Source organism: Chitinophaga terrae (ex Kim and Jung 2007) (genome assembly GCF_900107795.1).
GTDB lineage: Bacteria > Bacteroidota > Bacteroidia > Chitinophagales > Chitinophagaceae > Chitinophaga > Chitinophaga terrae.
The window spans coordinates 98,585-110,526 of the sequence record NZ_FNRL01000009.1 but is presented as its reverse complement, the minus strand read 5'-3'; the positions used below and the strand labels follow the sequence as shown (position 1 = coordinate 110,526).

The following is an 11,942-nucleotide window of genomic DNA, read 5'->3' as shown; positions in this document are numbered from 1 at the left end:
ATTAAATTCTTTTCTGTTGTTACTCCTGGAGAGTAAAGCGGATCGGCAGGTTGAACACTACATCCACTGCCTGTTTGTTATGATACCCGGGAATCCATTTGGGCATCAGTTTTACAACCCTTATCGCTTCTTCTTCCAGGCCGTTGCCATGCGGTTTTCCAACTGTTTTTATGTCGTATACAACGCCGTCTTTTGAAACCGTAAACTGCAGGAATACGGTGCCGAAGGTGCCGGCTTCCTGCGCTGCTTTTGGATAACGGATGTTTTTATTGAGGAATACAGCCAGGCTTTCTTCGCCGCCGGGGAACTCAGGAGGCGTTTCAACAAATGTGAATATTTGGGAAGGTGCAAATATTATGGGAAGCTTCATTTTTGTGGCAACCGGCTGGCCTTTCAGCTTAGCGGGGGTCCAGGACGGCATGGCCCCAACGGCCCGTAATGCTTCCTGGCCCATACCATAACCGGGATCATTTCCTACGATTCTGGGGTTGCTGATCTTCCCGTCTTTTTCCACCACAAATTCGATGTTCACAACGCCTTTCATGTCTTTGTCTTTAGCCGCCTGGGGATAATTGATCTCTTTTTTCAGGTAATCGGCCAGGGCAGACTGGCCTCCTTTAAAGACAGGCAGTTCATCTACCTGTTCCTGGACGCTGGCAGGACTAATGGCATCGCGGGTCTTGTCTTTCGACTCGCATGCCAAGATGAAAAAGATAGTAGCGGTCAGCGGTAACACCAGTACCCTGCGCAGATAACTGAAACGGGAATGTTGCAATTTAGTGAGCATAAGAAGTCTGCGTTTAATTGGAGAATGAAAAAAACTGTTCACAATGTTGAATTGCTTCGAGTTAAAAGTCATCTGCAATATGGTTTGTGCGTAGCTGGCGACCTCTTTACCGGCAGCTTTTTTATCGGCCAGGAACTCATGTACCAGGGCCAGTTCTCTTTTGATGAGGTGGAAGAAGGGATTGAACCAAAGGAGGGAGGTGATAAATTCCATGAAAAGCTTATCTGTACTGTGCTTTTCTTCTATATGTACCAGTTCATGACGCAGGATCTGTTGTCCTTCCTGGCTTTCGGGCGAAGTTTGCTGATCCCAGAAGATATATTTAAAGAAGGAGAAAGGGGTATTGATCTGCTGGTTTTTTACCAGGTGATAAGGGGGGATATCTATAACAGTACTGCGTTTGATCAGTTGTTTCAATTGCAGTACGGTAAGCAGCAACCTGGCGATCAGCGCCAGGGATACGCCTATGCCCAGCAACATGAATATCTCAGGATACCCGGCGCCCGTGGCGGAAGGAGCGGGATTGGTGCTGGATACGCTGAAAGCGGCATTGGCGTTATAGGAAAAGAGCGCTGTGCTTTCACTCTCGTAAAAAGGTATTTTGATAAATGGAATGATCAGTGAAAAAAGCGTGATAAGCACCAGGTAATACCTGTTCCATTGGTGGAATTTATTATTTCTGAGCGCCAGGTGGTAGTAGCCGTAGAGCACTGCAGAACAGGCTATCATTTTTACGAGGTAAAGTGAAAGCGTATTCATAAACTACTTTTTTTCGTTGTCCTTGATTTTTTTGATCAGTTCTTCCAGTTCGGAGATGCTGACTTCCTTTTCTTTGACGAAAAAAGATACGAGGTTGCTGAAAGAGCCGTGGAAATACCCGTTTACAAGGGTGTTCACTGTTTTCCGGCTGTAATCGTCCTTCGAGATAAGGGGGAAGTACTGATGCGATTTGCCGTAGGCTTTGAAATCGACAAACCCTTTTTCAACAAGTATCTTTATAAGCGTAGATACGGTATTGTAATGAGGTTTGGGTTCGGGCAGCACTTCTATCAGGTCTTTAACAAAAGCCGGCCCTGTTTCCCAGAGGGCTTGCATGATCTGTTCTTCTGCTTTTGTAAGTTGTTTCATAAAATTATCGGTTGCTGAAATAAAAGTATAACTAAATTATTAGTTTAACAACTATTTTTTTAGTTGATTAAAAATCAGGGCCAGATGAGATTATCGCAATGAGTTATATCTTAAATAGTTATTTTTGTTCGCAACAGATTGTAAAAAAGAAAGGAAATGACGCCTGAACAACCTATTATCCAATTAACTAACGCCAGTATATACCAGGGGCATAGCCTGATCTTATCGGATGTGAATATCACGGTGAACAAGGGAGAGTTTGTGTACCTGATAGGCAAGACTGGTACGGGTAAATCCAGTTTGTTAAAGACTTTATATGGAGATTTGCCTTTAACGGAAGGTACAGGCCAGGTAGTGGGATTTGATCTGAAGAAGATGGATTGGAAGAAAGTGCCTTATTTACGCCGGAATTTAGGCGTGGTGTTCCAGGATTTCCAGTTGCTGACCGACCGTAATGTACATGATAACTTAAAGTTTGCTTTACGTGCTACAGGCTGGCAGGATCAGAAAGAGATAGAGAACAAGATAGCGGATGTGCTGGAGAAGGTAGGGTTGGGTACCAAAGGTTTCAAGATGCCTTATGAATTATCGGGAGGGGAGCAGCAGCGTGTGGATATTGCGCGGGCTATGTTGAATTCTCCGCGCCTGATCCTGGCTGATGAACCTACGGGAAATTTAGATCCTGAGACTTCTGACGGTATTATGCAGTTGTTGTTCAGGATATGCAGAGAGGGCACAGCCATTGTGATGGCAACTCACGATTATATAGTATTGCAAAAATTCCCTTCCAGGGTGCTGCGTACGGAAAACGGGCATGTTACGGATAATGCGGCGTTAAACTTCTCTTCGTAAGATTTGCCAAAATAGGAGTTTATGTATAAAAATTAATAGCTATCTATTATTCTTAGCTGTTAATTGGTAATTCCTGTTTTTTAAATTACCTTTGCACCTGGAAAAATAGCGACAAAAAAACATTATTATTACTTATTATTATTAAAGATGTCTTACTTAACTGTTGAAAAGAAAGCCAATATTTTTAAGGAATTTGGTGGAAGCGAAAAAAATACCGGCTCTGTAGAAGCACAAATCGCGCTGCTGACTGAGCGTATCAACAGCATTTCCGATCACCTGAAATCAAACAAAAAAGATTTTTCTACCCACCGTGGTCTAATGAAAATGGTTGGTCAGAGAAAGCGCTTGCTTGCTTACTTATCTAGAACTAACCTCACAGGCTATCGTGCTCTTATTGAGAAGTTAGGTATCAGGAAATAACCACGACTTAATTATAGCGCTATTCCCAACTTATATGGTTGGGAATAGTTTTTTTGTATGTATACCTTTTATTTATTCTTCTCCGTCTTAGAAGGATGTTATTTTTAATCCTCACTTTATTATGAATCTGACACCTATTTCAGTGAAATTCGATATAGGAGACGGTCGTATGGTGACTATCGAAACCGGAAAGTTAGCCCGCCAGGCTGACGGTGCGGTTACGGTACGTTTAGGGAATGCTGTTTTGTTAGCTACCGTTGTAGCCGCAAAGGAACCCAAACCCGGCCAGTCTTTCTTCCCTCTCACCGTAGATTATCAAGAAAAATTTGCTGCTGCCGGCCGTATCCCAGGTTCTTTCTTCAAACGCGAAGGCAGGTTATCCGATTACGAGGTACTGATTTCACGATTGATCGACCGCGCGTTACGCCCCCTGTTCCCCGATAATTATTTATGCGAAGTACAGGTACTGGTTACCCTCATTTCTTCCGACGCGGAAGTAATGCCGGATGCCCTGGCCTGCCTGGCTGCCTCTGCAGCCCTGGCCGTTTCTGACGTGCCTATCCAGGAGATCATCTCAGAAGTACGTGTTGCCCGCATCGGCGGTAAATATGTAATCAATCCTAACCGTTCCGACCTGGCAAATGCAGATATGGACTTCATCGTTGGTGCTACTGAAAAGAACATCATGATGGTGGAAGGTGAAAGTAAAGAATGCCAGGAAGAAGACCTGATCACCGCTATCGAAACAGCTCACGCTGCGATCCGCGTTCAGGTGAAAGCACAGGAAGAACTTCGCGCACTGAAAGGCGTAACAGGAAAACGCGATTATGCGCTTCCTTATCAAAACGAAGAACTGAAAGCTAAAGTAATAGCTTTCGCTAAAGATAAAATCTACCAGGTAGCAAAATCTGCTTTATCCAAACACGACAGAAGCGACGCTTTCGCTAAAATCGGTGAAGAGCTGAAAGAATCACTCGGTGAATTACCGGAAGAAGATCAGCCGCTGTTAAAGGAATACCTGCACGATCTTGAAAAAGAAGTGATCCGTAACATGATCCTCGACGAATCTGTCCGCCTGGATGGAAGAGACCTGGTAACTGTTCGTCCTTTAGCCATGGAAACAGACATTTTACCATCTCCGCATGGTTCTGCCCTGTTCACCCGTGGCGAAACCCAGTCTTTAACCACCGTTACACTGGGTACGCCCGAAGATGAACTGCTGATAGAAAGCGCTGCTACATCTAACTACAGCAAATTCATCCTCCACTACAATTTCCCTCCGTTCTCAACAGGTGAAGTGAAAATGATGAGAGGCCCCGGCCGTCGTGAAGTTGGTCACGGTAACCTCGCTATGCGCTCCCTCAAACAAATGATGCCTGGTTCAGATTATCCATACACCGTAAGGGTTGTATCCGATATCCTGGAATCTAACGGTTCTTCTTCCATGGCTACTGTTTGCGCCGGTTCACTGGCATTGATGGACGCAGGCGTACCTATTCCAAAACACGTTTCCGGTGTGGCTATGGGTCTGATCTCCCGCGCTTCTGATGGCAAATGGGCTGTATTGACCGATATCCTGGGCGATGAAGATCACCTCGGCGACATGGACTTTAAAGTAACCGGAACCCGCGACGGCGTTTGCGGTATCCAGATGGATATTAAGGTTGATGGCTTGAGCATGGATGTAATGCGCGCCGCTTTAGCACAAGCTAAAGAAGGTCGTTTACATATCATCAACGCCATGTACGAAGCAGTTCCTGCTGCCCGCCCTGAACCTAAACCACATGCTCCTCGCATGGAGAAACTGATCATCGACCGCGAATTCATCGGTGCAGTGATCGGACCTGGTGGTAAGATCATCCAGGAAATTCAACGCGAAACCGGTACAACCATCAACATCGAAGAAGTTGGTGAAACCGGTGAAGTAAGCATCTTCTCTGCTCAGAAAGAAGGCCTCGAAAAAGCCCTGGCCTGGGTAAAAGGCATCATTGCCGTACCTGAAGTAGGTGAAGTATATGAATCTGTTGTAAAATCAATTATGCCATACGGCGCCTTCGTAGAGTTCATGCCTGGTAAACAAGGCTTGCTCCATATCTCCGAAGTTTCCTGGAAACGCCTGGAAACAATGGAAGGAGTGCTTTCTGAAGGTGAAAAAGTGAAAGTAAAACTCACAGGCACTGATCCTAAAACCGGCAAGTTCAAACTCAGCCGCAAAGTATTAATGCCTAAACCGGATGGATACGTTGAAAGAGAAGACAGAGGAGAAAGACCTGACCGTGGCGATCGCGGAGACCGTGGACCAAGAGACGACAGACGCGGACCAAGAGATGACCGTCGTGGTGATCGTGGCCCGAGAGACGACCGTCGTAACGACCGCGGACCAAGAGAAGACAGGGGCGAAAGGAACGACAGAGGTGACAGAGGTGAAAGAAGGGATTTCAACAAGAATAACGACGACGATAAACCCATGGAACCCACTTTCGACGAATAGCGGATAACTGGAATTAAAATAAACTAGGGTTGGCCAATTCTTTGGTCAGCCCTTTTTGTTTCACGCAAAGACGCTGAGTTTTTTGAAGGGGCGTAAGGTTTTTTTAAGAGAAATAAGATAAAAAAGAGAAATAAGTTTTTTAAGGAGAGTGTAAGAAAATTAAGATAGAGAGAAGATGTTATACTGATATAATGTCTTCTTAAAACCTTACATTTTCTTCTTAATCTTAAAAACCTTATTTCTCTTTTTTATCTTATTTCTCTTAAAAAAACCTTATGCCCCTTCAAAAAACTTAGCGGCTTTGCGTGAACCCCGTCAACTGCTCGGCCCGAAAAGTGCTTTCCCGGAATACTTCTTTGCCGTTGTTAAGCCGGTAGGTCCGGTAGTTGACACCGTTTACAGGTTCGGCGATCATCCGGTAGGAGAGTTGCAGACCCTTGCTGCTCCGTTCTATGATCCTGGCCATACCTGCTGCCAGGAGATCCGGTATTAACAGTTCTACATAGGGTAACATGATCCCTCCGTCTTCTGCCCATAGCATATTCATTTTGCTGGTGCTATAGCTGAAATCCTTGTTCGCCGTATCTTCCAGGTAGCAGTAAGCCTTCAGGAAATGATTGGCCATATCAATTTTATTGAACCGCGATAATTGGACGCTGTTAAATACCTTGTTGTCATACCTGCTGTTGCGTAGCACCGTATCCATCCCGGTCATATAGGTAGCAAGTTCCTGCCTGTCGAAAATGATAATTACATTATCTGTCTGGTAAATGATAGAATCAGTGATCGGTTCCAGCGGTTGTTTTAATTTAATCACCTGTGCCGAAGCCACCAGGGAAGTTACTGCGATGGTTAAGGTTATAAGCAGTGTTTTCATAGGTCTTGTGTATTAATTATAATTCAAATATAATATTTTCATATTAATACATTTTTGTAAATCATTTTGCTGCCTCCTATCCAATTATATATATTTGCCACTTATGTCACACATTGCCATCACATTGGAGGTGAATGAGGAGCAGAAAGACCTCCTGATCGCCCAGTTATCGGAGATTGCTTTTGAAGGGTTTGAAGAACAGGAGAATAAGCTGATTGCCTATATACCTGCCCAGGACCTGGACGAAGCAGCGCTTGAGACAATCCTGCAGCCATACGGTATCGGTTATACGAAAGAAGTTATTTTACCAACTAACTGGAACGAGGTATGGGAGAGTAATTTCCAGCCGGTGCAGGTAGATGATTTCTGTGGTATCAGGGCTGCATTTCACCCGCCTTTTGATCCGAAACCTGCCTATGAAATTATCATCACGCCAAAAATGGCTTTCGGTACCGGGCATCACGCCACTACTTTTTCGATGATCCGCCTGATGAAAGACCTGCCCATAAATGGCAAACGGGTATTCGATTTCGGTACCGGTACGGGTATACTGGCCATCCTCGCAGAAATGATGGGGGCGACCGCAATCGACGCTATTGATTATGATGAATGGGCAGTGAATAACACCGTGGAGAACATCCAGGCCAACGGGATGCAGAAAACCAAAGTCTGGCAGGCAGATACCCTGGAAGGGATTCAGTCGACCTACAACATCATTTTAGCAAACATCAACTGCAATATCTTATTACAGTTTATGGGTGAAATGAGAAGGATTTTGGCAGATGACGGACAATTACTGTTAAGTGGTATTTTGACCACCGACGAGGAAAAGATCACGGAAGCCGCTAATGCAGTAGGCCTGGTTTTAACCCGTAAACAGGAGAAAGACAATTGGTTAGCATTGCAATTCGGGCTCAACAAATCGTAATACGGTTTAATTAAATATGAAAGGGGTTGATAATCCAACTTTTGTGTTACGATTATTTCTAATATTCTATATATTTTAACATAGAATTTGTTATCTTAGCGTTCTAACTTGTAGTATGATTGAAGTTTTATTGCTTATCGGTGCCTATTTAATAGGTTCAGTACCTACAGCTGTTTGGGTGAGTAAGGGAGTTTTCGGGTTGGATATCCGGGAATATGGCAGCGGCAATGCCGGCGCCACCAATACCTTCCGTGTACTTGGTCCTAAAGCCGGAACATTTGTAATGGCGGTTGACATGCTGAAAGGCGTGTTAGCTGTAAGATTGTCGTATTTATTACCTTATTATACAGATCCGGAACATCTTACTCAGTTAGTTAATTTGCAGATCGGCCTGGGCCTCGTGGCTGTAGTAGGTCATATTTTTCCTATCTGGGCTAACTTCAGGGGAGGTAAGGGAATTGCCACTTTATTCGGGCTGGTATTGGCTATTCAGCCTTTGGTAGCCTTGTGCTGCGTAGGCGTATTCCTGATGATCCTGTTCCTGACAAGGTATGTGTCTCTCAGTTCCATCATCGCCAGTATTGCATTCCCGGTGTTGATCCTGTTTATTTTCAATGAGCCTGAAACATTCTACCGCATTTTTGCGATCGCAGTAGCATTGATGGTGGTATTAACCCACCAGAAAAATATCACCCGTCTTTTAAAGGGTGTCGAGAGCAAAGTTCCCCTGTTCAAGAACAAAAAGGACAAAAATTAAGTTATAGCAATAAAGAAGCACGGAGCAGAAAGCCGGGGACACGAAAATGTGCACGCTTTTTGCTTCGTGCTTTTTTGCGTCGTCACGCTTTAAAAATTGATTTTCCCATGAAAAAGTATTTATTATTCTTCGCTGCAGGTATTGGCTTGGTAGCTGCGTGTTCCCGTGTTCCAATTACCGGCCGCAGTCAACTCAACCTTGTACCTGAAAGTACAATGCAGTCAATGGCTTTGCAGCAATACCAGAGTTTTCTTTCTGAGAACAAGGTGATCAGCCAGTCTACCAGTAAAGACGCTGAAATGGTAAAAAGAGTTGGCCAACGTATAGCTGCTGCCGTTACCAGGTATATGAATGATAATGGAATGGGAAGCGAAATAGCAAGCTACAAATGGGAGTTTAACCTGGTTGATAGTAAAGAAGTGAATGCCTGGTGTATGCCCGGCGGTAAAGTGGTAGTTTACACCGGTATCCTGCCGGTTACAAAGAACGAAACTGCTTTGGCGGTAGTAATGGGTCACGAAATCGCCCACGCTATAGCCAGGCATGGTAACGAACGTATGAGCCAGGGATTGGTTGCCCAGGGTATCCAGGTAGCCGGTGCAGTAGCCCTGAATAAGAACCCTACTGCAGTTAATATCTTTAACCAGGCATTTGGCGTTGGCAGCAACGTAGCATTACTGGCTTACTCCCGTAAAGATGAACTGGAAGCCGATCACCTGGGCGTTATTTTCATGGCAATGGCCGGCTATAACCCACAGGAAGCTATTCCGTTCTGGCAACGTATGGCCAGCATGAGCTCCGGCCAGAAACCGCCTGAATTCCTGAGCACTCACCCAAGCGACGCTACCCGCGTAGCCCAGCTGCAGAAACTGATGCCAGAAGCAATGAAATACTACAAACCCGCTTAGTTTCACGCAGAGGAGTTTCGCGCAAAGAAGCAAAGGAGCAAAGAAGCAAAGAATTTTTGATCGAAGCGAATTTTAAAAGGTAAAGGAGCGAAATTATGTTATGTGTTATTATAACATAATTTCGCTCCTTTACTTTCTTATTTCTCTTAAAACAAGTCCTTTGCTTCTTTGCTCCTTTGCTTCTTTGCGCGAAACTCCTCTGCGTGAAACCTACTGCTCTGTGAGGATTTCAACTACTTTCTTGTTTTTCTGGGCTTTCATTTTTTCAGGGACATGCTGTAGGATTTCTTTGCTGAATGCCTCTATCAGCGCCTGTTTGATGAAGTGGCGATGCGTAACGATGCTGATCTCCCGTACCGGTTCCGGTGTTTTGAAATAGCGTACCATATTCAGTTGCTTGGAGTTCAGATCCTGCAGCGATAATTCAGGCAGTACGGTATATCCTTCGTTCAGGTCTACCATTCTTTTCAGTGTTTCCACGCTGCCGGTATTGTATTCCAGGTTGCGGTTATCGCCCATGGTGAATTTATCTTTACAGATATTCAATACCTGGTTGCGCATACAATGTCCTTCATTCAATAACCAGACATCTTTAATATCCAGGTCTTCTGCTTTAACTATCTTTTTATCGTAAAGCGGGTTGCTTTTAGAAGTATATACCACGAACGATTCGTAGAACAGCGGATGCTCTTCCAGATGCGGATTATGAAGAGGAGTGGCCAGCAGGCCGCAATCAAGCAGTTCCTGTTTCAGTTGCTGCATGATCTGCTCTGTCGGGTATTCCCAAACTTCCAGCTTTACTTTCGGGTATTTTTTCATGAATCCGGTCAGTATCCTTGGCAGCAGGTAAGGCGCCAAAGTAGGGATGATGCCCACTTTCAGGTTTCCCTGCACTTCTTTTTTCTGATCGGCTATAATTTCCCTGATACGGGCGTTTTCTTTCAGAATGATACGGGCCTGCGCTACCACAGCTACGCCAATTTCTGTAGGAACAACAGGCAATTTACTACGGTCAAACAGTTTTATGCCTAATTCGTCTTCCAGTTTCTGTATCTGCATGCTAAGCGTAGGTTGGGTTACAAAGCATTTTTCTGCCGCTACTACGAAACTCCGGTAGGTGTCTACTGCCACTATATACTCTAATTGAACGGTTGTCATCTTCCTCTGAATTGATGGGCAAATGTATCAATAAAATCTATTGAAAAGCTACCGCCAATAAAAAAGTGATGGAATTAGGACTTTTATAACATCCTGATTCCATCACTTGTATAAATGATGAATGATATTAGAAGATACGGTAACGATACTTGATCTTTTCCGTATTGTTATAGAGTTCTTTGATGTTGATGGAAGCCTGGATCTCAGCCACTGCTTCTGTTTTCAGGTTACGGAATTCAGCCTGTTTCGCATCAATGATGCTTTTGTCAGCCAACCCGTTATCCTGTGCTATTTTCAGCGAATTATTCACCTTGGTATAGTAAGAGTCGAGCAAGGTGAAATACTCGTTGTAAAGGTTCTCAAAACGCTTGGTTTGCAGCACCAGGTCCTCTAACTGGTTATTCACTTCTTTCAGTGAAGAGTTTTCGCGTAATAAGGATTCATAATCTATCCTTTTACCGCCTTTCGAATATTTCGCTTCCAGCTGGTTGAAGTAGTCGACCACTTTCTCCTTGGTGAAGTTGAAAAAATAATCGTTCATCGTCTGGCTCAGTGTCTGGTTACCTCTCTGTGGAGTAGGGAACTTCAGGGCAGTGGCGGTGAACGATAAATGGTCAAACAGATTGTCTTGCAGGAGGCTTAACTGGTCTTTGTTGAAGTTCAGTCCATACTCGAATTTCTGGTTAGCATCGTTCAGGGCTGTGTAATACACTACGTATTTATTCAACTCTTTCTCAAATTCCTGTAAAGACTTCTGGTTGATCTGTTTATTGTTCACACTCACGCTATGCAGGAAGTTCATCACCGAGTTGGCGATGGCCAGCGGGGGAGTAAGTGAAGTAAAGCTCTGGAAGATAGGGCTGTTGATGATCGATTTGGTAGATTCAACGATCTTGCTGTTCTTCTCGCCTTTTTCACCTTTATTCTTCAAAATGATCTTTTCTACCAGTTCCACAATGCGGTCGCTTAGTGAAAACCCCAGCGCTTTACTCTCGGGGTTGTTCAACGAAGTGATGAACACATCGAGGTTATTGGTAGTGGTACGCGATTTCAGGTCGATGATCTTTTTGTTTAACAGGTAATAAGTTTCACTGGCGTTGATGATATTGTTCTTGATCAGTTCGTACTTAGTGATGTTATCGATCTCCTTGCCTTGCAGCAGGGCCTGTATCGCGTTCGAATTTTGTTTATCGTTATCAGTGATGCGCTGTACTTCTTCTATCAATCTTTTGATCGTAGTATCCTGTGTTTTGATAACAGGAGCGGTAGTGTTTTTCAATTCAGGATCTTGTGCTCTTGCGGCAAGGATAGTCAATAAAAGAGCAAATGAGGTAGATACAACTTTTTTCATCCAACTAGCTGACAACATTTTTTTGGCGATGTTTACTAACGGCAATGGCTGATTGGGCTTTGTAACTAAGCGATCCTCATGCTTCATCTCCGTTGGTAGGTTTTTAAACATGTCGTTTTTGTGTTTTGTTAACAAAATATTAAGAAAATATGATGCCAAAAACATCCTGAGGCAAAGATAAATAATTAATAACAGTTATAACTAAATCATGATAAGTGGTATCGAAAGCAAGCCCAGTGGAGATATTTTGAAATTTAAACTGGAAGCCTACCTTTGCTGCCAAAT

The 11,942-nt window shown here is 44.0% G+C and carries 11 protein-coding genes; 6 read left to right on the top strand and 5 right to left on the bottom strand.

All coding sequences use genetic code 11. The features are described 5' to 3' along the window. Nucleotides 1–19: 19 nt before the first annotated feature. A complete protein-coding gene (locus BLV62_RS11820; protein WP_089761857.1) occupies nt 20–1,546 on the bottom strand; it encodes a M56 family metallopeptidase in 1,527 nt (508 codons plus the stop codon). Nucleotides 1,547–1,549: 3 nt separating this feature from the next. Beyond that, on the bottom strand, nt 1,550–1,915 hold the full coding sequence (locus BLV62_RS11815) for a BlaI/MecI/CopY family transcriptional regulator (protein ID WP_089761856.1): 366 nt from the start codon (nt 1,913–1,915) through the stop codon (nt 1,550–1,552). Nucleotides 1,916–2,071: 156 nt separating this feature from the next. Between BLV62_RS11815 and BLV62_RS11810 the strand changes: the two genes are divergently transcribed. The 3 genes from BLV62_RS11810 to BLV62_RS11800 all read left to right on the top strand — a co-directional run bounded on the left by BLV62_RS11810 (nt 2,072) and on the right by BLV62_RS11800 (nt 5,678). Next, nucleotides 2,072–2,767, top strand: coding sequence for a cell division ATP-binding protein FtsE (locus tag BLV62_RS11810; protein ID WP_089761854.1), 696 nt, complete (start codon nt 2,072–2,074; stop codon nt 2,765–2,767). A gap of 147 nt (nt 2,768–2,914) precedes the next feature. Continuing rightward, complete coding sequence (gene rpsO / locus BLV62_RS11805; RefSeq protein WP_089761852.1) at nt 2,915–3,187, top strand: 30S ribosomal protein S15; 273 nt, start codon at nt 2,915–2,917, stop codon at nt 3,185–3,187. Nucleotides 3,188–3,308: 121 nt separating this feature from the next. After that, nucleotides 3,309–5,678, top strand: coding sequence for a polyribonucleotide nucleotidyltransferase (locus BLV62_RS11800; protein ID WP_089761850.1), 2,370 nt, complete (start codon nt 3,309–3,311; stop codon nt 5,676–5,678). Nucleotides 5,679–5,970: 292 nt separating this feature from the next. Here the strand turns inward: BLV62_RS11800 and BLV62_RS11795 are convergent, their stop codons facing one another. Beyond that, the gene (locus BLV62_RS11795; RefSeq protein WP_089761849.1) at nt 5,971–6,555 is read right to left on the bottom strand and encodes a hypothetical protein; all 585 of its coding nucleotides are present in this window, start codon (nt 6,553–6,555) and stop codon (nt 5,971–5,973) included. Between the two features lie 103 nt (nt 6,556–6,658). On the opposite strand from BLV62_RS11795, the gene prmA reads away from it, so the two are divergent. From prmA to BLV62_RS11780, 3 genes are all read left to right on the top strand, one after another. Then, nucleotides 6,659–7,483, top strand: a complete 825-nt coding sequence (prmA, locus tag BLV62_RS11790) for a 50S ribosomal protein L11 methyltransferase (protein ID WP_089761847.1) — start codon at nt 6,659–6,661, stop codon at nt 7,481–7,483. Between the two features lie 115 nt (nt 7,484–7,598). Then, a complete protein-coding gene (gene plsY, locus BLV62_RS11785) occupies nt 7,599–8,240 on the top strand; it encodes a glycerol-3-phosphate 1-O-acyltransferase PlsY (RefSeq protein WP_089761846.1) in 642 nt (213 codons plus the stop codon). A 107-nt stretch (nt 8,241–8,347) separates the two neighbouring features. Further along, the gene (locus BLV62_RS11780) at nt 8,348–9,148 is read left to right on the top strand and encodes a M48 family metallopeptidase (protein WP_089761844.1); all 801 of its coding nucleotides are present in this window, start codon (nt 8,348–8,350) and stop codon (nt 9,146–9,148) included. Between the two features lie 210 nt (nt 9,149–9,358). On the opposite strand, the gene BLV62_RS11775 is transcribed toward BLV62_RS11780, so the two are convergent. Continuing rightward, nucleotides 9,359–10,306, bottom strand: coding sequence for a hydrogen peroxide-inducible genes activator (locus BLV62_RS11775; RefSeq protein ID WP_089761842.1), 948 nt, complete (start codon nt 10,304–10,306; stop codon nt 9,359–9,361). A gap of 127 nt (nt 10,307–10,433) precedes the next feature. Continuing rightward, nucleotides 10,434–11,675 carry a hypothetical protein gene (locus BLV62_RS11770; protein ID WP_139170126.1) on the bottom strand — a complete coding sequence of 414 codons (1,242 nt, stop codon included), beginning with the start codon at nt 11,673–11,675 and terminating at the stop codon, nt 10,434–10,436. Nucleotides 11,676–11,942 lie beyond the last annotated feature (267 nt).